We start from the raw sequence: 23,704 nt of genomic DNA on the forward strand, positions 1-23,704 counted from the left end.
AAAATTTTTCTTGAAATTTTTTATGATCGATTTTGCCGCTCCATCCCCGGCGGAGGGGAGGAATTCATCCTTCTGCCGGATTTTCCGGCCAGCGATGCCGGGGATAGCGTCCGCGCATGTCGCGGCGGACATCGGCCCAGCCTCCCCGCCAGAAACCGGCGAGATCGGCGGTAATGGCCACCGGCCTTCCGGCAGGGGACAGCAATGCCAGTCGCAGCGGAATACGTCCGCCGGCCAGTTGCGGCGTGCGCTGCAACCCGTAAAAAGCCTGCGCCCGGGCGGAGGCAACTGGTACGGGCTGCATATAATCCACGCCTGCACGGGCATTCCCGGCCAGGGAAAGATGGGTGGGCATCTCCTTGTCCAGACGCTGGGCCAGTTGCCATGACAGGGCGGCACGCAGCATGGCGGCTACATCAAGGGAGGCCGGTTTAACGCCTTGTCCCAGCCATGCGCCAAGCCAGTCCGGTGCGGTGGCGGCCAGAGCATCATCGGACCAGTCCGGCCAGCCCTGCTCCGGCTCCAATGCGCGCATCAGCTCCACCCTGGCGCGTAGCTGGCGGGCGGTATCGCTCCAGACCAGAGCGGCGAAGGCCGTCTGAGCCATGGCGTCGGAGGCGCCGGGATGGGCGGCAGGATCGGCTTTCTCCAGACGGTCTTCCAGCACCAGCGCGCCCAGGCGCAGCTTGCGGCGGATATAGACCGCGCCGCTGGTGGAATCATGCGTCGTCTCGGTCGTTTCATGAGCAAGGTCGCGCAGGGTATCGACCTCTACCGGCACGGCCAGCCGGATACGCGGTGCTGTTTTCACTTCCAGCGAGGCGACAGCAAGTAATCGGGATCGGGCCAGTGGATCATTCGCGGTCACTTTGGCTCCGCCTCCGCCGGAGAAACGGAAACTGCCTGCCTCTCCCCGTGCCTGTGCGACCCGGTCCGGGAAAGCGGCCACAATCAGCCGGGCCACCGCATCAGGCCCTGCCTCGCTGGCCTCAGCCGAAGCGGGGCTGGTGGTTTTCAGACGGCGCCGATACTGGGCTGCCGTCTGGCGGATACGGACCAGCGCCCCGCGATCGGCCGCGGGATCGTCATGGCGCAGGGCTTCCAGTCGCAGCCTGAGGTCGGCGGGGGCATCCGGGCTGCGGAACGGGTCCCGTTCCTCCAGCAGGGCGGCAATATCGGCGGCCAGCAAGCGCTCCTGAGGGGTGCGGGCAGCCAGCATCATGGCAGCCAGTCTGGGATGGGCGCCGATCCGGGCCATCTGCCGGCCCGCTTCCGTGATGCGGCCTTCAGCATCGAGGGCTCCGAGATCGCCCAACAGTGACCGGGCCGCCGCCACTGCTCCATCAGGCGGAGCATCGGGAAACGGCAGGTCAGAGGGTTGTGCGCCCCAGCCCGCGCAGTCCAGCACCAGCCCGGACAGTTCGGCCTCCAGAATTTCAGGCCGGTCGAAAGGGGCCATGCCCCGCTCCATTGCCTGACTCCATAGCCGGATCGCGACACCCGGCGCTTCACGACCGGCGCGTCCGGCTCGCTGGGCGGCGGCGGCACGGCTGATGCGCAGGGTTGCCAGCCGGGTCAGCCCGGTTGCAGTGTCGAGACGCGGCGCACGACGCCAGCCGCTATCCACCACGATCCGCACACCCGGAACAGTGAGGGAGGTTTCGGCAATGGAGGTCGCCAGCACGACGCGCCGCCCCCCATTTTCCAGTGGACGAAGGGCGCGATCCTGCTCGGCGGGTGGCAGATCGCCATGCAGCGGCAGCACGGTGGCTCCGCATCCATCCAACATGGATTGCACGCGGCGGATTTCCCCCATACCCGGCAGGAAGGCCAGCAGGTCACCCTGATGATCGGACAGGGCCGCCCTGACCGCACGGGCGGTTGCATCGGGAATGTCACGCGGATGGGTCAGGTCACGGATGCTGTGGGTGATGACGACCGGATGGGCCTGTCCGGCGCTTTCGACGATGTCGGCCTGCATCAGGGCGGAGAGACGTGCGCCATCCGCAGTGGCAGACATGGCCAGCAGCCGCAATTCAGGCCGCAAGGCGCGTTGCAGGTCCAGACAGAAGGCAAGGGCGATATCCGCATCCAGACTGCGTTCGTGGATTTCGTCGAGGATGACCAGATCCACCCCTTCCAGCCCCGGATCGGATTGCAGACGGCGCACCAGCAGCCCTTCTGTGACCACCTCGATCCGGGTGGCAGCGGAGACGGCGCTGTCGGTCCGTGTGCGGTAGCCGACCAGCTCTCCCGGTTTCTGCCCGATCAGTGACGCCATGCGTGCAGCAGCGGCACGGGCGGCCAGACGACGTGGCTCCAGCATCACCATGCGCCGGAAAGGGCCGTCCTCGCTGAGCAGAAACAGCGGAACAGTCGTGGTCTTGCCTGCACCCGGCGGTGCGACCAGAACCGCGTTGCCCCGGATCAGGGTTTCCCGCAAGGCGGGCAGGACATGTTTGACCGGAAGATCGGAGACGCTCATGGTCCGCCCCATATCACGGCGTGCCGGGAAACGAAGCCCCGGTCGCAGCATCGAAACATGTTATCCGGGCCTGATCATGCGCTTTCTTCTGTCTGTGCTGGGTGTCTGTCTGTCGCTGCTCGGTGTGCATTCTCCGGCTTATGCGCTGGAAAGCGCGCCGGTCAGCAGCAATCATGCGACGGTGACGCTGCTGAGCGATGCGGACAACTATGCGTCCGGTCATCCATTTAGACTCGGGCTGCAATTCAGGATGGCTCCGGGCTGGCATATCTATGGCAAGGATCCCGGCGATTCGGGACTGCCGCCGGAGCTGACCTTTACCCTGCCATCCGGGGTCACGGCCGGCCCTATCGACTGGCCGCCGACCAGGCAGTTGAAAGAAGGCCCGCTGACGGTCAACGCCTATCAGGGAACGGTCGTGCTGCCGGTCATGATCGATCCGCACGGAGCGCATGGTCCGATCGAGATCGATCTGCATGCGAACTGGCTGATCTGTCAGACACTCTGTGTGCCGGAGGAAGGTCGTTTTCATCTGACCTTACCGGAGGGTCAGGGAGGGAAAAGCTCTTCTGCCAGCACCGTTTCCGGACAGGTATCGCAGGCCAGTGATACATCCTCTGATACATCCTCCCTGCCGATGGTGCTGTTGTTCGCGGTGCTGGGCGGTCTGATCCTCAATCTGATGCCCTGTGTCTTTCCGGTGCTGGCCATGAAGGCGCTGGCGCTGGCCCGCCTCGGCAGTGGTGAGAGAGCCGCCGTACGCAGCCATGCTGTGGCTTATACGGTGGGTGTCCTGCTGGCTTTTCTGGTGCTGGGGGTGGTGGCGATCGGGCTGCGCCATGCCGGGACGGCGGTAGGGTGGGGATTCCAGTTCGCCTCACCTGTTTTCGTGACGGGAATGGCGTGGCTGCTGATGGGGGTGGGGCTGAACCTGTCCGGGGTTTACCAGATTGGCGCCAGGATGGTTGGCACAGGCCATACGCTGAGCAGCCGGGATGGCCTGTCCGGCAGTTTCTTTACCGGCCTGCTGGCGGTTGTGGTGGCCACGCCCTGCACGGCTCCATTCATGGGGGTGGCGCTGGCTGTGGCGTTGAACGCGCCGGCTGTGACCATGCTGGCGATCCTGCTGGCCATGGGGCTGGGGCTGGCCCTGCCTTACATGCTGGTGGCGGTTTTTCCACAACTGGTTGCCGCCATGCCCAAGCCCGGTCGTTGGATGGAGGTTTTGAAGCAGGCGCTGGCTTTCCCGGTCTATGCCTCGGTCTGCTGGCTGGTCTGGGTGATCGCGCAGGAAGCCGGGGCCAATGGGGTGCTGATTGTGGGGGAAGGGCTGACGGCCATTGCTTTTGCTGCCTGGGTCTGGGGGATCGCACAATTCGGGAGTGGCATGCGCAGCCTGGTCGGACGCGGGCTGGCGGTGCTGGCGATTGCAGTCAGCCTGCTGCTGTTGCAACGCCTGCATCAGGCGTCTGCATTGAGTGTGGTGGATGTGGCCGGCAGCACGATGGCAGAGCGGCAGGGGGCCGAGCCTTTCTCAAGGGCGCGCCTGGAGGCATTGCGGGCGGAAGGGAAACCCGTTTTCGTCAACCTGACCGCCGCATGGTGCGTCACCTGTCTGGTGAACGAACAGGTGGCTCTCAGTAACCAGACGGTCAGGGAGGCGTTCCGGAACGGCGGTGTTGCCTACCTGCTGGGTGACTGGACCCGGCAGGACCGTAAATTGACGGCGTTTCTGCGCGACCATGGGCGCGATGGTGTGCCGCTTTATCTGTTCTATCCGGCCGGTGGGGGGGATCCTGTGACCCTTCCGCAGATTCTGACGCCGGAAATCGTCATCAACGCTATCACGGCGCGGTAACGCTTTCCCGGCGGCTGAGCCGAAGATCAGGCTTCCACCTGCTCCACGGCCAGAACTTCCGGCACGTAATGCCGCAGCATGTTCTCGATCCCGTGCTTGAGTGTCGCGCGGGAGGAGGGGCAGCCGCTGCATGCGCCCTGCATATGCAGCAGGACCACGCCGTCGCGATAGCCGCGGAATACGATATCCCCGCCATCTCCGGCCACGGCCGGGCGGACGCGGGTATCCAGCAATTCCTTGATCTGATCGACGATTTCACGATCTTCCGGGCGGATATCCTCCTCCATCACGTCGGAGGGGGTATCGTCCAGCACCGGACGGCCTGTGACGAAATGATCCATCAGCGCGGCCAGCACCTGCGGCTTCAGCTCCGGCCATTCGACATCGGAGGACTTGGTCACGGTGACGAAATCTGTGCCGAGAAAGACGCGCGCGACACCCGGCAGTTCAAACAGCGCCAGCGCCAGCGGGCTGCGCTGGGCGGTGGCAGGGGAGGCGAAATCCGCCGTTCCACCCGGCATCACATCCCGACCGGGCAGGAATTTCAGGGTGGCGGGATTGGGCGTGCCCTCGGTTTCGATGAACATGCAGATCTCCGGACGTCAGGAATATGGACTTTTTCAGTCCTGTTACCAGAGTAGATCGTCTGTTTGCCGTCTGAACGCAAGGGCCGTACTGGCCCCTGCGCATCAGGCCCGCGCCGCGGGAATGTGTGAACAGCCCCGTTTTTGCTCAGACCGAGAAATATTTCGCATGCGGGTTGAGCACGACCAGAGCCGAGGTGCTCTGTTCCGGATGAAGCTGATATTCATCCGACAGATCGACCCCGATCCGCTCTGCCTGAAGCAGTTTCAGGATCGGTTCCTGATCCTCCAGCTTCGGGCAGGCCGGATAGCCGAAGGAATAGCGGCTGCCGCGATAACCCTGCGCCAGCATCTTTTCCATGTCCCGCTCATCTTCCGCCGCGAAGCCGCATTCGGCGCGGATGCGTTTGTGCACGTATTCCGCCATGGCTTCCGCCATCTCCACCGACAGGCCGTGGAGATAGAGGTAATCCTGATAACGGTCTTCCTCGAACCAGACCCGCGCCATGTCGGAGGCTTTCTGTCCGACCGTCACCACCTGCAACCCGACCACGTCGCGTTCCGCATCGTCCACATCGCGGAAGAAATCGGCGATGCATTCCCCATCTTCCTTCGGCTGACGGGGCAGGGAGAAGCGGCACAGTTCCGTGCTGCCATCCTGTTCGAACAGGATCAGATCATTGCCCTGCCCGGCGGCTTTCCAGTAGCCGTAGGCAGCCTGCGGTTTCAGGATGTCCTGCTCCTCGCACAGGGCGAGCATCCGCTTCATCACGGGGCGCAGTTCCTGCTTGGCCCAGCCTAGAAAATCGTCCAGCGAGCGGCCCTGTTTCCGGAAACCCCACTGGAACTGATACAGGCTGCGCTCATTGAGGAAGGGAATGATCGCCTTCGGTGTGGCCTCCACCACGCGCGCACCCCAGAAAGGCGGTTCGATGGCTGGAACGGCGTGCGTCAGACGATGACGCCGCGCCCGCGTGGCATTGAGATCCACCGGCTGGAAAGCGCGTGCATCGGCCTTGCCCAGTGTTCGGCTCTGGTTGCGTGATTTGCCTTTGCGTTTCTGCTGAATGGCGGACAGGTAGTCGTCGAAGGCGTTGCCGGTCACCTTGTCCATCAGATGCAGCCCGTCAAACGCATCACGCGCATAGGCGACGCGGCCGGAGGCATAGGCCGCCACGCAATCATCCTCGACGTAATTCCGAGTCAGCGCCGCACCGCCCAGCAGGACCGGCACATCGACGCCCTGACGGGACATTTCCTCCAGATTTTCGCGCATGATGACGGTGGATTTCACCAGCAGACCGGACATGCCGATGGCATGGGCGCGATGTTCCTTCACCGCCGCCACCATATCCGCCAGCGGCACCTTGATGCCGAGATTGACGACGCGATAGCCGTTATTGGTCAGGATGATGTCGACGAGGTTCTTGCCGATATCATGCACGTCGCCCTTGACCGTCGCCAGTACGATGGTGCCCTTCTGCTGGCCTTCCACGCGCTCCATCATCGGTTCCAGATAGGCGACGGCGGCTTTCATGGTTTCCGCCGACTGGAGCACGAAGGGAAGCTGCATCTTGCCGGCGCCGAACAGCTCTCCCACCACCTTCATGCCGTCCAGCAGGATGGTGTTGATGATGTCCAGCGGCGCATGGGTCTTCAGCGCCTCGTCCAGCTCGTCGGTCAGGCCCTTGCGGTCGCCATCGACGATGCGGTCTTTCAGCCGGCCTTCCACCGTGGCGGCGCGGGTTTTCTTGACGGCATCGGCGGCTTTACGATCCGCGAACATTTCCAGCAGACGTTGCAGGGGATCGTAATCCTCCGTACGACGGTCGAAGATCAGGTCTTCCATGACCTTCACTTCCTCTGCCGGAATCTGGTGCAGCGGACGGATCTTGCTGACATGCACGATCGCGCCGGTCATGCCTGCCCGGACCGCATGATCGAGAAACACCGAATTCAGCACGGCACGGGCCGCCGGATTCAGGCCGAAGCTGATATTGGACAGGCCGAGAATGATCTGAATCTCCGGGAATTTCTCCCGGATCATGCGGATGCCTTCCAGAGTCCATTCACCCAGCTTGCGATCATCTTCATTGCCGGTGGCGATGGTGAAGGTCAGCGGGTCGATCAGCAGATCGGATTGCGGCAGGCCGTGTTTTTCGCAGGCGAACTGAACCAGACGCTCGGCGATAGCCAGTTTGCGTTCCGGCGTCTTGGCCATGCCTTCTTCATCGATGGTCAGGGCAATGACGGCGGCACCGAACTTGCGCGCCAGAATCATGCGTTCTTCGGCAGCGTGTTCCCCGTCCTCGAAATTGATCGAGTTGATGATCGGTTTGCCGCCATGCAGTTTCAATGCGGCCTCAATCACCGGCGTTTCGGTGCTGTCGATCACCAGAGGCGCATTCACACTGCTGGTGAAGCGACGGATCACCTCATCCATTTCCAGCCCTTCGTTGCGACCAACGAAGGCGGTGCAGATATCCAGCGCGTTGGATCCTTCGCCGACCTGCTCCCGTCCCATGGAGATGCAGGTGTCCCAGTCATGCTGTTCCTGCGCCTCGCGCCATTTCTTTGATCCGTTGGCGTTGCAGCGCTCGCCGATGGAGAAATAGGCATTTTCCTGCCTCAGCGATGTCTGGCCGTACAGGCTGGCGACGGAGGGAACCCAGATCGCATTGCGTTTGACAGGTGCGGGCCGCAGACGTGCTCCGGCCCGGCGTCGCAGCATGGCATCCAGCGCGCGGATATGCGGAACATTGGTGCCGCAGCATCCGCCGATGAGATTGACGCCATCCTCGCTGACATAGCGTTCGACCCAGCTCGCCATTTCCTCTGGCGAGAGCGGATAGTGGGTCTGGCCGTCCACCAGCTCCGGCAGGCCCGCATTGGGCTGCATGGAGATCAGCCCGGTCCAGTTCGCGGCCAGCCATTTGACATGCTCGGCCATTTCCTGCGGTCCGGTGGCGCAGTTCAGCCCGATCAGCGGCACGTCCATCGCATGGATCACGGTCGCGGCGGCGGCAATATCGGGGCCGACCAGCAGCGTGCCGGTGGTCTCCACCGTGACCTGCACGAAGATCGGCGTATCAACGCCCAGCTCGGCCCGCGCCTTTTTGGCACCGTTGACGGCGGCCTTGATCTGGAGCGTGTCCTGACAGGTCTCGATCAGAAACGCATCCACACCGCCATCGATCAGGCCCCGGCACTGTTCCGCCAGCCCGGCCTCCAGCGGATCATAGTCGATATTGCCGAGCGAGGGCAGCTTGGTGCCTGGCCCGATGCTGCCCACCACATAGCGGTGTCGGCCATCGCTGAAGCTGTCGGCAGCTTCGCGGGCCAGTTCGGCGGCGATCCGGTTGATCTCCCGCGCGCGGTCGCCCAGCTCGAACTCGCCAAGGGTAACGGGGGAGCCGCCGAAGCTGTTTGTCTCCACCATATCCGCCCCGGCCTCATAGTAGCCGCGATGGATTTCGCGGACCAGATCGGGGCGGGACAGGTTCAGGATCTCGGTGCAGTTCTCCTTGCCGAGGTAGTCCCGCTCGACATCGAGATCCAGCGCCTGCACGCGGCTGCCCATGCCACCGTCGCACAGCAGAACCTGGTCGCGCAGGGCATCGAGCAGATGGGGGCGGCTCATGAGAGTCTCCAGCTTTGGAATCGTGAGGGGAGCAGACCGGGCAGCGGCTCAGTCATGGACGGAAGCCGCCTCCAGGGCGAATGCCGCCGGTGTAGTACCGGCAGGGCGGGTGGCGCGCCAGATGGCAATGTCGATGGGCCCGGATATTGCGGCGGCAGGCATGGCCTGCAATCCGGCAGAGGTCAGGGCACGGCGCATGTCGGCGTCGGAAAAGCCGGGCCAGCGGTGATGCAGGGCGCGGGTCAGATCCTGTCGTTCATGCGCAGCCAGATCGACGATCAGCAACGTGCCGCCCGGTTTCAGCATGCGGGCGGCTTCGGTGATGACTGCCCCGGGTGTCTCGCTGTGATGGAGCACCATATGCAGGATCGTCAGGTCGAAACTGGCATCGGGCAGTGGCAGGCGCATCATGTCCGCCTGACGGACGCTGCAATGACGCAGCCGGGCGCGGGACAGGCGGGACCGCGCCAGCGCCAGCATGGTGCGGCTGGCATCGATGCCCAGTCCGGAGCCGATGAAGGGGGCAAGCAGTTCCAGAATCCGTCCGGTGCCGGTGCCGATATCCAGCAGGGTGGCGCCAGCAGGCAGGGACAGCATTTCCACATCCGCCAGCAGCGCAGCTTCGACGGTTTCGGCGGGCAGGCCGAGCGCGCGCATTTCATCCCATTCCGCACCGTCGCGACGGAATCGCTCGGTCGCCGCGCGGGCACGCTCTGCCAGTACACGCTCAGCCTGACGGCGATCGGCTTGCAGGGTTGCGTCGATGGCGGGCAGCTTGGCGGCCAGATCCCGGCCCAGTCCGGTCTGGGCCAGGCTGAACCATGCATTGGAGCCTTCCCGCGTGCGCTCCAGCAATCCGGCCTCTACCAGCAGGCGCAGATGGCGTGACAGGCGGGGCTGGGACTGGCCGAGAATATCGGTCAGCTCCACCACGCAGAAATCTCCGAGTGCCATCAGCGCCAGAAGACGCAGGCGGGTCGGTTCGGCGCAGGCGCGTAACTGGGTGAGCATCAACTCCATACTGGACAAATGACATAAAGATATCTTTATGTCCACTATGGCCTGGTTTCTGGATGCCCGTATTCCTGTCGATATTCGTACCGCTGTCATGCCGACACCGGTCGCGGACGGCGTGGCCATGCTGATGGAAGCCGGGATCGCGGCAGAGAATCGCCCCGCTAACACAAGGATCTTTCAACCAGCAGCGCCTCGGGACAGGCGGCATGGCGCCGATTGTGCCTGTTGCACGCTGCGCTCACCGCTGGCGGAGGCGTTATCCGTCCTGTTTCTCGATCGTGTACGCGGTCAGGTGGATTTTAACAGCGTCGTCGTGATCATGAGTAGTCCGGAAGCGGCAGAACAGGCGATAGAGACACTCAGGAACGATCCGTTATTGGCGGCCCGGTTTCGCCCTGTGCCTCCGGCGGAGAAGCAGGACGGGATCGAAGCCTAGGCTGTTTCCGGCTCGTTTTCCCTGATGATGAGGCTGAACTGGTCTTCCTCCTCGTCATATTCGAACAGCTCCGCGTAGCGGCCCCACGCAATCGCGGTGCGAAGGGTGGAACGGGCGTAATCCTCGCTCATATGGTCTTCCAGCTCGTCGCGGAATCGAACGGCGGCGGCGCGATGATTGGGGCGGCTGGCCAGAACCTGACAGATCGCCGCCACCAGCGGCACATGGGAGCGCAGAGCGTTCGCAAAAATTTCTTTTCTGGTGTCGGTTTCAGCTTCGACATAGGCCCGCCCGGCATCCAGCAACCGGATATCGCCTTCTTCCAGCTCGGCCAGGCGCAGCATTTGCAGGGTTTCGCCCAGCGGCAGCAACTCGTCCACGTCCAGTTGCAGGGCGGCGGCGAGCGGCGGAAGGTCGGCGCGACCGTTGTAAGGCTGTGCCTCCAGCGTTTCCAGCAGACCGGCCATGAGGTTGGTGGAAACGGGGTGCAGGGCCTGACCAATACCATGCGGTGTGACTGCGGCATGCTTGGTCGGCAGCGGGCGGCGGGTCATGATCGCGTAGATGTCGTCCACCATCTGGCGGAAGGCGATGTCATGCCGATCGCGTGGATGGGGGAACGGGACACGCAGCTCCTGCGCCACCCGCCCGGGATTGGAGGAGAAAACGAGGATACGGTCGCACATCAGCACCGCTTCCTCGATGTTGTGCGTGACCATCAGGACCGATTTCAGCGGCAGCTTGCCATCGCTCCACAGGTCGATCAGATCGGTGCGCAGGGTTTCGGCGGTCAGTACGTCCAGCGCACTGAACGGTTCGTCCATCAGCAGCAGATCAGGATGGACCACCAGCGCGCGGGCCAGCCCTACACGCTGCCGCATGCCGCCGGACAGTTCCTTGGGATAGGCGCTTTCATAGCCGCCGAGACCGATCAGATCGATGGCAATTTCGGCGCGGCGTTCCCGCTCGGCCCGGTTGACGCCCTGTGCTTCCAGACCCAGCTCGACATTTTCCTGCACGGTCAGCCAGGGAAACAGCGCGAAGCTTTGGAACACCATGGCGACACCGCGGGCGGGGCCGTTGAGCGGGCGTCCTTTCCACGTCACCTCACCGGAGGTAGGGGGCAGCAGGCCGGAGACGATCCGCAGCAGCGTCGATTTGCCGGAGCCGGAGCGGCCCAGCAATCCGACGATCTCGCCCTCCCGCAGGGTCAGGTCGACATCATCCAGCACGACGAAATCGGCGTTGCTGTCCTTGTGATAAGCCTGCCGGACGTTCCTGACTTCCAGAAGGGGTGGGGCGGCGAGGGCTGTGTCCATGGCCATGAAATCCATTCCTTCTATCAGTAGGTCAGGCGGCGGGTGGCGAAGTTGAAAAGCGGCTTCCACAGGGCGCGGTTGAAGCCGACCACGAAGGCCGACATCACCGCCACGCCCAGCACGGTTCGTGGCCAGTTTCCATCGGCAGAGGCATCGGCGATGAAGCGGCCCAACCCGTGCGCCTGCAGCGTATTCGGTCCCCAGGTCACGACTTCAGAGACGATGGCCGCGTTCCATGCGCCGCCGGAGGCGGTAATGGCACCGGTGACGTAATAGGGGAAAATGCCGGGCAGGATCACCCGCCGCCACCATAGCCAGCCGCGGATATGAAAACCGCGTGCGGCTTCCTGCATGTCGCCGGGAAAGGCGGCGGCCCCCGCGATCACGTTGAACATGATATACCACTGTGCGCCGAGAATCATCAGTGGCGTCAGCCAGATATCCGGGTTCAGCGAGAAACGGGCGATCACCAGCACGAAAAGCGGAAAGAACAGGTTGGCCGGGAAGGCCGCCAGAAACTGCACCAGCGGCTGGACAAAACGCGCCACGTTCGGGCGCAGACCGATGCCAACCCCGATCGGCACCCAGATCAATGTGGCAATGATCATCAGCACGATGACGCGCAGCATGGTAATGCACCCCATCAGCACGGCTTGCAGCACATCTGAAGGTCCGATGCGTCCCGACAGGAAGGTGTAGATATGCCAGGCGCACCAGACCAGCATGCCAATGACGACCAGACCCCACAGCACATCGACAATGCGGGAAGGCTGGTTTGAAGCGCGGATCAGGCGCGGCAGACGGAAGCCGATCCGCAGATTGGTGAAGGCATTGAAACCTGTGGCCAGCATTTCACTTCCGGCACGCAGCCAGGCGGTGCGACGCAGCAGGCGCAGCAGCCACGGTTCCTCGGAGGTTGAACCCTGCGTCGTCTCGAACCGGAATTTTTCAGACCATGCGACCAGTGGACGGAACAGCAACTGATCGTACAGCAGGATCACCACCGCCATGGCGAGAATGGCATAGCCGATTGCAGCCATATCCTGCTGACGCAGCGCCAGGGCGACGTAGGAGCCTATCCCCGGCAGCATCCAGGTATTGTCGCCGACCGAGACTGCTTCCGACGCCACCACGAAGAACCAGCCGCCGGACATGGACATCATGGCGTTCCAGACCAGCCCCGGCATGGCGAATGGCACTTCCAGCTTCCAGAAACGCTGCCAGGGAGACAGGCGGAACGCACGGGTTGCTTCCACCAGATCACCCGGCAGGGTGGTCAGGGACTGATAGAAGCTGAACGCCATATTCCAGGCCTGACTGGTGAAGATCGCGAAGATGGAGGCAAGCTCCGCCCCCAGCACCTGTCCCGGAAACAGGTTCATGAAGAACACGACGGTAAAGGTCAGGAAGCCCAGGATCGGCACCGATTGCAGGATGTCGAGCATGGGGATCAGCAGCATGGCTGCGCGGCGGCTTTTGGCGGCCCAGGTCGCGTAGGTGAAAGTGAAAAACAACGCGGCAGCAAGGGCCAGCAGCATGCGCAACGTGGTACGGAACGCATAGGCGGGCAGGTTCCACGGATCGAGTGAAACGGCATGCGCATAGCGATCATCCAGCGGCACCAATGTGCCACGTGTCACATGCACGATGGCCACCAGTACGGCGAACACCACGGCAATCGAAACCAGATCGAACAGGTTTGGAAGGCGGCGTCGCGATGCCAGAGCGGGAAAAACAGTTTCGGACATCGTTTCGTCCTCGCGCCAGAGCGGCCTGAAAGCGGCAGGATGCAGCAGAATGTCCTGCTTCCTGCCTCCTAGAGCATGATGCCGGAGCCGTCACCCCGCTGTTTAATTGCGTTTTGGTGACAGCAGAGAAATGAACCGACCGGGATCAGCCGGTGCTGCCGAATCCACCCGCGCCGCGTTCCGTGTCATCCAGTGAATCAACCGTCTGAAACGTGGCACGGATCACCGGAGCCAGCACCCCCTGGGCGATCCGCATCCCGCGCGCGACGATAAACGGTTCCGCGCCCGTATTGAGCACGATGATGCCTACTTCGCCGCGATAATCCTCGTCGATCGTGCCGGGGGTATTGGGCAGGGTGATCCCGTATTTCAGGGCCAGACCGGACCGGGGGCGGATTTGGAGTTCATGTCCCGGCGGCAGCGCCATACGCAGTCCGGTCGGGATCAGGGTCCGGCCACCGGGCGGGATGGTGACCGGTTCCGTGATGGCGGCCAGTAAATCCATCCCGGCGGCACCGGGAGTGGCATAGGCGGGGAGAGGCAGTCCTTCCGCATGCGGAAGGACCTGAATCAGGATATTCATGGCGGTCTCGATCCTCAGGATGCGTTCATAAAGGCTGCGATGCGGGCGGCGAGCTGGTCTGCGACCTCCGTTTTGGACGTGCGGGGCCAGTCCTCCTCCCCGTCCGCGGTGATCAGGCGGATGGTGTTATCGTCTCCGCCCATGATGCCGGTGTCGGGGGAGACGTCATTGGCCAGCAGCCAGTCGCACCCTTTGCGCAGGCGCTTGTCGCGGGCGTGCTGATGCACGGATTCCGTTTCGGCGGCAAAGCCGACCACCAGAGCCGGGCGTCTTGGGCCGGGCGCGGACAGCGTCGCCAGAATATCGGGGTTCGGCAGCAGTGTGAGGTGAGGTGTGCCGCCGGTTTTCTTGAGTTTCTGCTCGGCGGCTTCGACATGCCAGTCGGCGACAGCGGCGACGCAGACGGCGATGTCCGCGGGCAGGGCGGATTCGCAGGCGGCCATCATCTGCCGCCCGGTTTCCACATGGATCGTGGTGACACCTTGCGGATCAGGAATGGAGACCGGCCCGCTGACCAGCGTGACCCGTGCTCCCCGCCGTGCCAGAGCCGCCGCGATCGCATGACCCTGCCGTCCGGAACTGCGATTGGCCAGATAACGCACCGGGTCCAGCGGCTCATGCGTCGGGCCGGATGTCACCAGCGCGTGATGCCCGCACAGGTCCTGCGGTATGATGTCGGCAGGGGAGGAGGCAGGGGAGGAGGCAGGGAAGGAGACCAGAAGGGAGAGGATCGCATCACGGATCACCTCCGGCTCCGCCATGCGGCCGGGTCCGTATTCGTGACAGGCCATCGGCCCTTCTTCCGGCCCGACCAGCGTGATGCCGCGTGCCGTCAATGTGTCAATATTGGCCTGTGTCGCCTGATGCTGCCACATACGGACATTCATCGCCGGGGCGGCCAGCACGGGTTTGTCAGTGGCCAGCAAGACGGTGGCGGCCAGATCATCAGCCATCCCTGCGGTCATGCGCGCCAGCAGATCGGCGGTGGCAGGCGCGATGACCAGCAGATCGGCGGCACGGGAGAGCTGGATATGGCCCATCATGCTTTCCTCGGTCAGGGAAAGCAGGTCCATATGCACGGGCTGCTCGGTCAGCGCCTGAAGCGAGAGCGGCGTGACGAAAGCGCTCCCCGCTTTGGTCAGAATGGCGGAGACGCTGCATCCTTCGGCGCGCAGCAGGCGGATCAGGGGCAGGGTTTTATAGGCGGCAATGCCACCGCCCACGATCAGCAGGACGGCTTTTCCGGCCAGACGCTGAGGCAAAGCGGCGTCCGTCACAACCGCCAGCCGCTGTGAATGGCGGCGATTCCGCCGGACAGGTTGCGCACGGAAACACGGGAGAATCCGGCCTCCCGCATCATAGCGGCCAGGGTTTCCTGATCGGGGAACATGCGGATGCTTTCGGCCAGGTACTGATAGCTGTCCCGATCCCCGGCAATGGCCTGACCCAGCCGGGGCAGCACCTGAAACGACCAGGCATCATAGACGGGTTCCAATGCGGCGACGGTCACACGGCTGAATTCCAGACAATGGAACCGACCGCCGGTTTTCAGCACACGGCGGGCTTCTTTCAGCACGGCCAGCTTGTCCGTGCAGTTGCGCAGGCCGAACGCCATGGAGACCCGGTCCACGCTGCGGTCGGGCAGCGGCAGTGTTTCGGCATCGGCCACCAGAAAACGCAGGCTGCCCAGCAATCCGCGGCTGGCGGCGCGGTCTCGCCCTACTCCCAGCATGGCCGGGTTGATGTCCGACAGAATCGCATCGCCACCACCGGAACGCAGCCAGTTGAAGCTGATATCCCCGGTGCCTCCCGCCAGATCCAGCAATGTCTGGCCGGGGCGCGGGTCGAGCACGGTGTTGAACACCCGCTTCCACAGACGATGGATGCCGAGGGACATCACATCATTCATCAGATCGTATTTGGGGGCGACACTGGCGAAGACCTCGCGCACCAGCGTTTTTTTCTGACCACGCGGGACGGCCCGAAAGCCGAAATCGGTTTCGCCGGATGTCTGATCATTCATCGGGGGGACGGTGCCGTGTGACTCTGTCATGCAGGCTGTATAGGAGGTCACGCGGCGAAGTAAAACGATTGCGTGACGCTTGAAACAAGGAATGCGCTTCATGCCGGAACTGCCGGAAGTTGAAACGGTGATGCGGGGCCTGCGTACGCGTCTGGAGGGGCGTCGTATCGTGCGGGCGGAGGTCAGGCGGCCTGATCTGCGCTTTCCTCTGCCGCCCGGTCTGGCGGCCCGGTTGACGGGCTCGTTCGTGCAGGATTTCCGTCGGCGTGGAAAATATATTCTGATGCGTCTGGAGGGCGGTGACAGCCTGTTGATTCACCTGGGCATGTCCGGTCGTTTCGTGCTGCGCGCCCCTGATGACACGACCTTGCCGGAGCGGCATGAACACGTCTCCCTGATGGCCGAGGATGGCTGGATCGCAGCACTGGTCGATCCGAGGCGATTTGGCATGATGGATCTGGTGCCGACTGCGGCGGAGGATGCGCATCGTCTGCTCTCCCCCATGGGACCGGAGCCACTGGAAGATGCGTTTTGTCTCTCCGGTCTGGAAAAGGCATTTGCCGGTCGCCGCACGGCGGTGAAACTGGCTCTGCTGGATCAACGGATCGTGGCCGGGCTGGGCAATATCTATGTTTCGGAGGCCCTGTTCCGGGCCGGAATCAATCCGCTGCGGGCCGCGGGAGACCTCTCCCGCGCCGACCTCCGGCGGCTGATTCCCGCGATTCGCGAGACATTGACGGAAGCGATTGCCGCAGGTGGCTCCTCCCTGCGTGACTATGTGCAGCCGGATGGTGAACTGGGTTATTTCCAGCATGCCTGGAAAGTCTATGGCCGTGCGGGCCAGCCTTGCGAACATTGTCCGGGCCTGTCCTCCCGCTGTCAGGGGATCGTCCAGATCGTGCAGGGTGGTCGAAGCACGTATTTCTGTCCATGCACCCAGCAACAGGTGGGGAAACAGGCGGGATGAAGGGGGCAGGGTTGCCGGCGCCGAATGACGGGGTGTGCAAGTTTCCTTGACTCTCTGCGGGCTGCTGCGTAGATATCCGCCCCTCACAGGCGGGCCACTCCGCCGGACCCGTCCTTAGCATTACCGAATGGTTTGAAGATCGATGGCTAATACCGCTTCAGCGCGCAAGCGCATCCGGCAGATCAAGGTTCGCACGGAGCGTAACGCGGCGCGCAAGTCCCGCATGCGCACCTTCGTCAAGAAGGTCGAAACCGCGATCGCGTCCGGCAATCACGCTGCCGCCAACGAAGCCCTGCGTGAGGCGCAGCCGGAAATGCAGCGCGCCGCCGGCAAGGGCGTGATCCATCGCAACACGGTGGCGCGCCGTCTGTCCCGTCTGACGGCACGGATCAAGGCTCTGGCCACCGCCTGAGCCTGACTGGATTACAGAACCGGTATTTTAATATCGGTCCTGTCATTCTGTTATCAGGCATCTGGCTTTAGTCAGTGTTTTGATTTTCGGCACTATCAATCTGCACGAATACTGCTGTCCATTTGACGGGCGGCAGTATTTTTGTTGTCTAAGGCCATTGTCCTTTTTCGGGAACTTTGGTTCTCAGTGTCGTTATCGTTCAAATCTTTCTGACCATAAGGTATGACTTTTGGATTGCTTCCGGATCATCTCCGATGCAACCTTAAGATATCGGCTTCCTGCATATGGTGAGGGAGGCCTGACAGGACGTCCATGGCTCCTGTTCAGGCAGACGAAGCAACAGTCGTTTGAATATCGGCTCCTTTTCAGGGCCGCTTGATCCGGGTAGGTGCGGGCAGTGTCAGAACACGGCGGCAGCGCGGAACAGGATATGTCCGTTCACTCTGCAAAAAAACGCGATGACTTTGCCGATGTTACGCCAGCAACCGAGCGTCCGGTTCCGGCTGGCCTGCTGGCCGAGCAATGGAATCGTGTACGTCAGAGGCTGCGGGCCGAGGTCGGGGAAGTTGAATACCGGACCTGGCTGCGACAAATGACGCTGGCCGGGCTGGAGGCAGATGAGGTTGCCATTCACCTGCCGACCCGTTTTCTGCGTGACTGGGTGCGTTCTCATTACTCCGATCGCCTGAATACGCTGTGGCAGGCGGAAAATCCTGCGGTCAGGCGGGTGGATATCCGCCTCGGCTCGGTGACGGAGAGCGGCCATGGTCTGACCGAAAGCCTGTATGAAAGCGGCATCGTCCAGAAAACATCTGTGCCGGCAGAGCGGGTATCGCCGGTCTCATCGGCCGCGGGTCAGGTCAGTCTTCCGGAAGCAGGCACTCTGGCTGGTTCTTCTCTGGCTGGCCCTGCGCTGGATGAGGCCGGGCGCGGCGATATGCATGCGCTGGATCGGCGCTTCAGCTTCGAGACCTTCGTGGTCGGTAAACCCAATGAATTCGCCTATGCCTGCGCGCGCCGTGTGGCGGAAAGCCCGGCCAGCCCGGGTTTCAATCCGCTCTTCCTGTATGGCGGTGTTGGTCTCGGCAAGACGCATCTGATGCATGCCATCGCCTGGGAGCTGAACCGTCCGGGGCGGGCGCCGGTCTCTGTCGCCTATATGTCGGCGGAGAAGTTCATGTATCGCTTTATCGCCGCTATTCGCAGCCAATCCACCATGGAGTTCAAGGAAGAACTGCGCAGCGTCGATGTGCTGATGGTGGATGACCTTCAGTTCCTGATCGGCAAGGACAATACGCAGGAAGAATTCTTCCACACGTTCAATGCGCTGGTGGATGCGGGCAAGCAGATTGTTGTTTCGGCTGACAAATCACCTTCCGATCTGTCAGGGCTGGAAGATCGTCTGCGTACCCGTCTCGGCTGCGGCATGGTGGCTGATCTGCATGCCACGACCTTTGAGCTGCGTATCTCGATTCTCGAAGCCAAGGTGCAGAAGGCCGGCGTCGAGGTCTCGCCCAAAGTGCTGGAATTCCTCGCGCACAAGATCACCTCGAACGTGCGGGAGCTGGAAGGCGCGCTGAACCGGCTGATCGCTCATGCCAATCTGTTTGGCCGGGCCCTGACGCTGGAAACCGCGCAGGAAGTGCTCCACGATATTCTGAAGGCGCATGACCGTCGTATCACCATTGAGGAAATCCAGCGCCGCGTTGCGGAGCACTGGAATATCCGTCTTACGGACATGTCCTCTGCCCGCCGGGCGCGGGCGGTGGCGCGACCGCGACAGGTGGCGATGTTCCTCGCCAAGCAGTTGACCAGCCGCTCCCTGCCGGAAATCGGCCGCAAATTCGGCAATCGCGACCACACCACCGTGATGCATGCCATCAGCCGTGTGACCGAGTTGATGGAACGGGATGCGGCTTTTGGCGAAGATGTTGAGCTGCTGCGCCGGATGCTGGAATCCTGATTTCGCCTATCGCCAGGACGTTCCATGTTTCCTGGCCGCCAGCACGACGCAGCCGAGCCAGATCAGTTGCGGCACCAGCAGTAGCGCCGGGATCACCAGTTTTCCGCTCGGCCCTGCCTGCATGAACAGCAGGCAGGCGCAGCCTCCGAGTACTGCGAAACCCCAATGGATCAGGGTGACGGCTTCCCGGCTGAAACCGCTGCGGGAGGCGACCTGATACAGGTGTCCTCGATGGGCGGCGGTGACGTTTTCGCCATTGAGGCCACGCCGGATCAGGGTAAAGGCGACATCGAACAGCACGCCGGACAGCAGCATTGGCACCAGCAGAAACGACATGTCCACATTGTCGAACCGGCTGGCGGCAATGCCGAGCATGGCGAGTACGAAGCCGCAGAACTGGCTGCCGACATCGCCCATGAAAATCCGGGCTTTGGGAAAGTTGAAAGGCAGAAACCCCACAATTCCGGAGGCCAGCAGCAGGGCGGCGAAATAGATGAAATACCCGCCCTGTTCCTCCGCGATCCAGGCGAGAAACAGGCAGGCGATCAGGGAGACGCCGGAGGCCAGTCCGTTCAGCCCGTCGATGAAATTCATCGCATTGGTGGCGAAGATCAGCCACATCATGCTGGCAATCGGTGCAATCCATCCCAGGGAAACCGGCCCGATAAACGGAAGGTTCGGATCGCGCAGGCTCAGCCCGCTGGCGATGACGGTCAGGGCGGCGAGGATCTGGGTACCGAGCTTGACGGTAAAGGAGCGGCTGCGAATATCGTCGATCATCGACACGGAAGCGATCGCGACGGAGGCGATAATGACCCCCCGGAAATAAGGATCCGCAATCCGGGAAAAATCCGCCCAGATATACAGGGCCAGCAATCCGGCCAGAAAAGCGACGACAATTCCCACCCCCCCCCCTTTCGGGGTGGCAATGCTGTGGGCCTTGCGCAAATCAGGCTGGTCCATGACCCGCACGGTGATCATGATCCGTACGATCATGGCTGAAAGCCCTGCCAGTGCGGCGCAGAACAGCAGATGGTGAAGAAAGGCCGTGAACGTCATGCAAGGCTCCCGTAACGGGCCGGAAAAGGCGGCGGACCATGGCCGATGCCGCGTGGAACCGCAACACCAGCCTGTCTGACGCGTGCATGGGACACGGTAATTCGCAGATATCCCCCCTCGGCAAGAGGGCTGGAGCTGTTTATAGGTCGCTCATGGCGTCCGGACGCGTTTATTCCCGTATCGTGCTGAACATCCTGCTGGATGGTTCTCTGGCGGCTCTGGCCGTTCCGGTGGCGCACTGGCTTGCCCGGCCTGGGACTGATCCGGTCCCGGCCTCCTGGTGGTTGTTGCTCAGTGCGTTGAGCGTGGTGTTGGGGGGCATTCCATTCCGCCTGCCTACCCAATACTGGCGTTTTGCAGGGATCGGCGATCTGGTCGGTGTCGCTGCATGCAGCATCAGCGGCGCTGTTCTGTTCACGCTTGCTCTGGTCATGGCGCACACGCCGCTGCCCAGTAAAAGTTTTCCTGTCATTTTCGCCATGACCTTGCTGCTGGTGCTGGGGACGCCACGGGTGGCCTATCGGTTGACGCAAGGCAATGTCCGTTTCGGGGCGCGCATGGATGCGTCGGAAGCAGCCCCGCCGGTGCAGACTGTGCTGCTGGTCGGCGCGGGCGAGGGCGCTGATCTGTTTCTTCGCGCGACGGCCAATGATCGTCGTGCCTCGCTGCGTGTGGTCGGATTGCTGGCACTGTCACCCCGTCAGACAGGGCGGCGTATTCACGGACAGCCTATTCTTGGCACGGTTGATAGGGCCGATGAGGTGCTGGAACGTCTGCGGACAGAAGGTCAGTTGCCGGGGCAGATCGTCATTACCGCGCCGGAGTTGGGCGGGGAGCGGATGCGTATGCTGATGGATGTGGCGGAAAGGCAGGGCGTGCAGCTCCGCCGTGCCGCCGATCCTACCTTGCTGACCAGTGCCGCGGCTGATGCAGATTCTGCGCGGGCAACCCTGAAGCCGGTGGCGATTGAGGATCTGCTCAACCGTCCGCAGGCAAGACTGGATCGGGAAGGCATGGCCCGACTGATTCAGGGCCGTCGCGTTCTGGTGACGGGCGCAGGTGGCACGATCGGCAGTGAACTCAGTCGTCAGGTGGCGGCATTCGGCCCCTCCCGCCTGCTGCTGCTGGATAACGGTGAATACGCGCTGTGGCAGATTGATCTGGAACTGGGAGAATCTTTCCCCGCTGTTCCGCGTCAGCCGATTGTGGCCGATATCCGGGATGCTGGCCGATTGCATGCGATCATGCAGGTGGAGAAACCGGAGCTGGTGTTTCATGCCGCGGCCTTGAAACATGTCCCCATGGTGGAGGCCAATCCACTGGAGGGCCTGCTGACCAATGCTGTCGGCACAAGGATCGTGGCGGATGCGGCGGCGGAGGCCGGGGCGCTGGGCATGGTGCTGATTTCCACTGACAAGGCGGTTAATCCGACCAGCGTCATGGGGGCCTCGAAGCGTCTGGCCGAGATGTACTGTCAGGCGCTGGATCGTCTGGCGCAGCGCCATGGGAGCGGTATGCGCTGCGTCACCGTGCGGTTCGGCAATGTGCTGGGCAGCACCGGATCGGTCGTGCCGCTGTTTCAGAGACAGTTGGAGCGCGGCGGCCCGCTGACCGTGACCCATCCGGATATGCGCCGCTATTTCATGACGGTGCGTGAAGCGGTGGGACTGGTCTTGCAGGCGACGGTTGTCGGCGTCAGCGCCGGGGCGGCCTCCTCTGCTGTCCCCGAAGGCGGCATTTTCGTGCTGGATATGGGGGAGCCGGTGAAGATCGTCGATCTGGCCCGCCAGCTGATCCGTCTGGCCGGGCTGAGGCCGGATGAGGATGTTGCAATCCGGTTCACCGGTCTGCGCCCTGGCGAGAAATTGTATGAAGAGCTGTTCCATGGCAAGGAACCACCGGAGGCCACCATCTATCCCGGCCTGCTGATGGCCCGTCCGCGTGTGGTGGAGGCGGAGATGGTGGCCGATGCGATCGACATTCTGGCGGCTGCCTGTCGACGTGCCGACTATGCGGCGGCGCTGGCGGTGCTGGCACAGATGGTGCCTGAGTTCGTGCATCAGCCCAATGATGACAGGACGGCTTTGCTACAAACGGCTTCCAGCTGAGTGAGACCCATGACAGAGACAGCAGCCCCGATCGCTTTCCTCGACCTGAAAGCGCAGCAGCGCCGCATCGCGGAGGATCTGCGCCCCCGTGTCGAGGCGGTGTTCGCGCATTGCCAGTTCGTGCTGGGGCCGGAGGTCCGGGCGCTGGAGGAGGAACTGGCCGCGTTCTGCGGGGCGACACACTGTGTTTCCGTCAGTTCCGGCACGGATGCGTTGCAGATTGCACTGATGGCAGAGGGAATTGGTCGGGGCGATGCCGTGTTCCTGCCTGCCTTCACCTATACGGCGACGGCGGAAGTGCCTCTGGTGCTGGGCGCGGTGCCGGTTTTCGTGGATATTGATCCGGCTACGTTCCAGATTGATCCTGTGGCGCTGGAACGCAGGATTGAGGATGTGAAACGTGCACGCGTATTGCGTCCGCGTGCGGTGATCGGCGTGGATCTGTTCGGCCAGCCCGCGCCATGGGCCGCGCTGCGCGCGATCGCCGAGCGCCACGGCCTGTTCACGCTTGACGATTGCGCCCAGAGTTTCGGTGCAAGCCTGGGTGATCGCAGGCTTGGGCAGGAAGCAGTTGCCACGGCGACCAGCTTTTTCCCCTCCAAACCGCTGGGGGCCTACGGCGATGGTGGTGCTCTGTTCACCGAGGATGCGGCGCGTGCCGCGTTGTATCGCAGCCTGCGCACCCATGGCGAGGGAACGACACGATACGAGGTTCTGCGCACCGGCATGAATGGCCGACTCGACACGCTTCAGGCAGCGGTGCTGCTCAGCAAGCTGACGGTGTTCGGGCAGGAGCTGGAAGCGCGTGAAGCAATCGCGTCCCTGTATGATGCAAGGCTGGCGGGGGTCGCTGGTCTGACCACTCCGGCCCGTGTGCCGGACAGTCGTTCCGCCTGGGCGATCTATGCCATTCTGCTCAAGGATGCGGCCCAACGCGACGGCTTGCAGGCCCGTCTGAAAGATCAGGGTGTGCCGACAGCCATCTATTACCCGCGGCCGCTGCATGTGCAGCCTGCCTACGCTCCTTCTCACGATGGTGCGTCGCTGCCTGTTTCCGAGGAGCTTGCCACGCGTATTCTGGCATTGCCGATCCACCCGGATCTCAGTGAGGCGCAAGCCCATCGCGTGTGTGACGCGATTCTGGCTTCATTGGCCTGACCTCACCGATATGATCCGGATGCTGATCAGCGGCAGTTATCAGGATTGAAGGTTGGCTCCCAGCTGCACAAAACGTTATGTGCGGCGACGCTCTTGTTGAAGTCGTAACTCTCCGTGGCGATTTTGCCGCTGCCCAGCCAGGCCGTCTGATCCTGGTTGTTCATCAGCCTGGCATGGGTTGTGCCGGTTTCCGGGGCCGGGCCGGCACAGGCTGCCATCAGCAGCGGCAGGCCCAACGCCAGAATGGACGGGATCGCCCGCCAGGATGTTCCCTGCCGGCGTGTTCCGTGTGTGTGTTGCATGATATTCGCTTTCCTCAATGGCGACCGGATCTGGTTTTTTTT

At 62.8% G+C, this 23,704-nt stretch carries 18 protein-coding genes; 7 read left to right on the forward strand and 11 right to left on the reverse strand.

The features are described 5' to 3' along the window. Positions 1–64: 64 nt before the first annotated feature. Positions 65–2,485 carry an ATP-dependent helicase HrpB gene (gene hrpB / locus GbCGDNIH8_RS00730; RefSeq protein ID WP_081369023.1) on the reverse strand — a complete coding sequence of 807 codons (2,421 nt, stop codon included), beginning with the start codon at positions 2,483–2,485 and terminating at the stop codon, positions 65–67. A 76-nt stretch (positions 2,486–2,561) separates the two neighbouring features. Here hrpB and GbCGDNIH8_RS00735 point away from each other — a divergent pair, with 76 nt between their 5' ends. Beyond that, positions 2,562–4,343, forward strand: a complete 1,782-nt coding sequence (locus GbCGDNIH8_RS00735; RefSeq protein ID WP_072573481.1) for a protein-disulfide reductase DsbD family protein — start codon at positions 2,562–2,564, stop codon at positions 4,341–4,343. A gap of 26 nt (positions 4,344–4,369) precedes the next feature. Here the strand turns inward: GbCGDNIH8_RS00735 and GbCGDNIH8_RS00740 are convergent, their stop codons facing one another. The 3 genes from GbCGDNIH8_RS00740 to GbCGDNIH8_RS00750 form a co-directional block, all read right to left on the reverse strand. Further along, on the reverse strand, positions 4,370–4,930 hold the full coding sequence (locus GbCGDNIH8_RS00740; protein ID WP_072571724.1) for a NifU family protein: 561 nt from the start codon (positions 4,928–4,930) through the stop codon (positions 4,370–4,372). 145 nt (positions 4,931–5,075) lie between these two features. Further along, positions 5,076–8,567: a methionine synthase gene (gene metH, locus GbCGDNIH8_RS00745; protein ID WP_072571725.1), complete on the reverse strand. Its 3,492-nt coding sequence runs from the start codon at positions 8,565–8,567 to the stop codon at positions 5,076–5,078. 48 nt (positions 8,568–8,615) lie between these two features. After that, complete coding sequence (locus GbCGDNIH8_RS00750) at positions 8,616–9,578, reverse strand: ArsR/SmtB family transcription factor (protein WP_081369024.1); 963 nt, start codon at positions 9,576–9,578, stop codon at positions 8,616–8,618. A 37-nt stretch (positions 9,579–9,615) separates the two neighbouring features. Here GbCGDNIH8_RS00750 and GbCGDNIH8_RS00755 point away from each other — a divergent pair, with 37 nt between their 5' ends. After that, positions 9,616–10,020 carry a P-loop NTPase family protein gene (locus GbCGDNIH8_RS00755; protein ID WP_157692502.1) on the forward strand — a complete coding sequence of 135 codons (405 nt, stop codon included), beginning with the start codon at positions 9,616–9,618 and terminating at the stop codon, positions 10,018–10,020. Here the strand turns inward: GbCGDNIH8_RS00755 and GbCGDNIH8_RS00760 are convergent. From GbCGDNIH8_RS00760 to GbCGDNIH8_RS00780, 5 genes are all read right to left on the reverse strand, one after another. Further along, entirely contained in the window at positions 10,017–11,345 is a 1,329-nt protein-coding gene (locus GbCGDNIH8_RS00760) for an ABC transporter ATP-binding protein (RefSeq protein ID WP_172822868.1), read from the reverse strand. The genes GbCGDNIH8_RS00755 and GbCGDNIH8_RS00760 overlap by 4 nt on opposite strands. 17 nt (positions 11,346–11,362) lie before the next feature. Beyond that, on the reverse strand, positions 11,363–13,087 hold the full coding sequence (locus GbCGDNIH8_RS00765) for an ABC transporter permease (protein ID WP_072571728.1): 1,725 nt from the start codon (positions 13,085–13,087) through the stop codon (positions 11,363–11,365). A 145-nt stretch (positions 13,088–13,232) separates the two neighbouring features. After that, on the reverse strand, positions 13,233–13,670 hold the full coding sequence (gene dut / locus GbCGDNIH8_RS00770; protein ID WP_072571729.1) for a dUTP diphosphatase: 438 nt from the start codon (positions 13,668–13,670) through the stop codon (positions 13,233–13,235). A 14-nt stretch (positions 13,671–13,684) separates the two neighbouring features. Further along, positions 13,685–14,947 (reverse strand): bifunctional phosphopantothenoylcysteine decarboxylase/phosphopantothenate--cysteine ligase CoaBC, encoded by a 1,263-nt coding sequence (gene coaBC / locus GbCGDNIH8_RS00775; protein ID WP_072571730.1) that lies wholly within the window; start codon positions 14,945–14,947, stop codon positions 13,685–13,687. Then, complete coding sequence (locus tag GbCGDNIH8_RS00780; RefSeq protein WP_072573483.1) at positions 14,944–15,723, reverse strand: class I SAM-dependent methyltransferase; 780 nt, start codon at positions 15,721–15,723, stop codon at positions 14,944–14,946. The genes coaBC and GbCGDNIH8_RS00780 overlap by 4 nt, the downstream gene beginning before the upstream one ends. Before the next feature lie 70 nt (positions 15,724–15,793). On the opposite strand from GbCGDNIH8_RS00780, the gene mutM reads away from it, so the two are divergent. From mutM to dnaA, 3 genes are all read left to right on the forward strand, one after another. Next, positions 15,794–16,660: a bifunctional DNA-formamidopyrimidine glycosylase/DNA-(apurinic or apyrimidinic site) lyase gene (gene mutM / locus GbCGDNIH8_RS00785; protein WP_072571731.1), complete on the forward strand. Its 867-nt coding sequence runs from the start codon at positions 15,794–15,796 to the stop codon at positions 16,658–16,660. Positions 16,661–16,802: 142 nt separating this feature from the next. After that, a complete protein-coding gene (gene rpsT, locus GbCGDNIH8_RS00790) occupies positions 16,803–17,072 on the forward strand; it encodes a 30S ribosomal protein S20 (RefSeq protein ID WP_072571732.1) in 270 nt (89 codons plus the stop codon). 430 nt (positions 17,073–17,502) lie between these two features. Continuing rightward, entirely contained in the window at positions 17,503–19,035 is a 1,533-nt protein-coding gene (dnaA, locus tag GbCGDNIH8_RS00795) for a chromosomal replication initiator protein DnaA (RefSeq protein ID WP_253736061.1), read from the forward strand. A gap of 6 nt (positions 19,036–19,041) precedes the next feature. On the opposite strand, the gene GbCGDNIH8_RS00800 is transcribed toward dnaA, so the two are convergent. Then, entirely contained in the window at positions 19,042–20,094 is a 1,053-nt protein-coding gene (locus GbCGDNIH8_RS00800; RefSeq protein WP_072571733.1) for a glycosyltransferase family 4 protein, read from the reverse strand. 152 nt (positions 20,095–20,246) lie between these two features. On the opposite strand from GbCGDNIH8_RS00800, the gene GbCGDNIH8_RS00805 reads away from it, so the two are divergent. After that, positions 20,247–22,202 carry a polysaccharide biosynthesis protein gene (locus GbCGDNIH8_RS00805; RefSeq protein WP_072571734.1) on the forward strand — a complete coding sequence of 652 codons (1,956 nt, stop codon included), beginning with the start codon at positions 20,247–20,249 and terminating at the stop codon, positions 22,200–22,202. Between the two features lie 9 nt (positions 22,203–22,211). Continuing rightward, positions 22,212–23,360, forward strand: a complete 1,149-nt coding sequence (locus GbCGDNIH8_RS00810; RefSeq protein ID WP_072571735.1) for a DegT/DnrJ/EryC1/StrS family aminotransferase — start codon at positions 22,212–22,214, stop codon at positions 23,358–23,360. Positions 23,361–23,386: 26 nt separating this feature from the next. Here the strand turns inward: GbCGDNIH8_RS00810 and GbCGDNIH8_RS00815 are convergent, their stop codons facing one another. Next, positions 23,387–23,662, reverse strand: a complete 276-nt coding sequence (locus tag GbCGDNIH8_RS00815) for a hypothetical protein (protein ID WP_072612669.1) — start codon at positions 23,660–23,662, stop codon at positions 23,387–23,389. Positions 23,663–23,704: the final 42 nt, after the last annotated feature.

This window comes from Granulibacter bethesdensis (assembly GCF_001889545.1).
In the GTDB taxonomy this organism is placed as follows: domain Bacteria; phylum Pseudomonadota; class Alphaproteobacteria; order Acetobacterales; family Acetobacteraceae; genus Granulibacter; species Granulibacter bethesdensis_B.

Excerpts from the sequence above, each read along its gene's own strand:
- hrpB (WP_081369023.1), bottom strand. The coding sequence starts at position 2,485 with ATGAGCGTCTCCGATCTTCCGGTCAAACATGTCCTGCCCGCCTTGCGG.
- GbCGDNIH8_RS00735 (WP_072573481.1), top strand. The coding sequence starts at position 2,562 with ATGCGCTTTCTTCTGTCTGTGCTGGGTGTCTGTCTGTCGCTGCTCGGT.
- GbCGDNIH8_RS00740 (WP_072571724.1), bottom strand. The coding sequence starts at position 4,930 with ATGTTCATCGAAACCGAGGGCACGCCCAATCCCGCCACCCTGAAATTC.
- metH (WP_072571725.1), bottom strand. The coding sequence starts at position 8,567 with ATGAGCCGCCCCCATCTGCTCGATGCCCTGCGCGACCAGGTTCTGCTG.
- GbCGDNIH8_RS00750 (WP_081369024.1), bottom strand. The coding sequence starts at position 9,578 with ATGCTCACCCAGTTACGCGCCTGCGCCGAACCGACCCGCCTGCGTCTT.
- GbCGDNIH8_RS00755 (WP_157692502.1), top strand. The coding sequence starts at position 9,616 with ATGTCCACTATGGCCTGGTTTCTGGATGCCCGTATTCCTGTCGATATT.
- GbCGDNIH8_RS00760 (WP_172822868.1), bottom strand. The coding sequence starts at position 11,345 with ATGGCCATGGACACAGCCCTCGCCGCCCCACCCCTTCTGGAAGTCAGG.
- GbCGDNIH8_RS00765 (WP_072571728.1), bottom strand. The coding sequence starts at position 13,087 with ATGTCCGAAACTGTTTTTCCCGCTCTGGCATCGCGACGCCGCCTTCCA.
- dut (WP_072571729.1), bottom strand. The coding sequence starts at position 13,670 with ATGAATATCCTGATTCAGGTCCTTCCGCATGCGGAAGGACTGCCTCTC.
- GbCGDNIH8_RS00780 (WP_072573483.1), bottom strand. The coding sequence starts at position 15,723 with ATGACAGAGTCACACGGCACCGTCCCCCCGATGAATGATCAGACATCC.
- mutM (WP_072571731.1), top strand. The coding sequence starts at position 15,794 with ATGCCGGAACTGCCGGAAGTTGAAACGGTGATGCGGGGCCTGCGTACG.
- rpsT (WP_072571732.1), top strand. The coding sequence starts at position 16,803 with ATGGCTAATACCGCTTCAGCGCGCAAGCGCATCCGGCAGATCAAGGTT.
- dnaA (WP_253736061.1), top strand. The coding sequence starts at position 17,503 with ATGTCCGTTCACTCTGCAAAAAAACGCGATGACTTTGCCGATGTTACG.
- GbCGDNIH8_RS00800 (WP_072571733.1), bottom strand. The coding sequence starts at position 20,094 with ATGACGTTCACGGCCTTTCTTCACCATCTGCTGTTCTGCGCCGCACTG.
- GbCGDNIH8_RS00805 (WP_072571734.1), top strand. The coding sequence starts at position 20,247 with ATGGCGTCCGGACGCGTTTATTCCCGTATCGTGCTGAACATCCTGCTG.
- GbCGDNIH8_RS00810 (WP_072571735.1), top strand. The coding sequence starts at position 22,212 with ATGACAGAGACAGCAGCCCCGATCGCTTTCCTCGACCTGAAAGCGCAG.
- GbCGDNIH8_RS00815 (WP_072612669.1), bottom strand. The coding sequence starts at position 23,662 with ATGCAACACACACACGGAACACGCCGGCAGGGAACATCCTGGCGGGCG.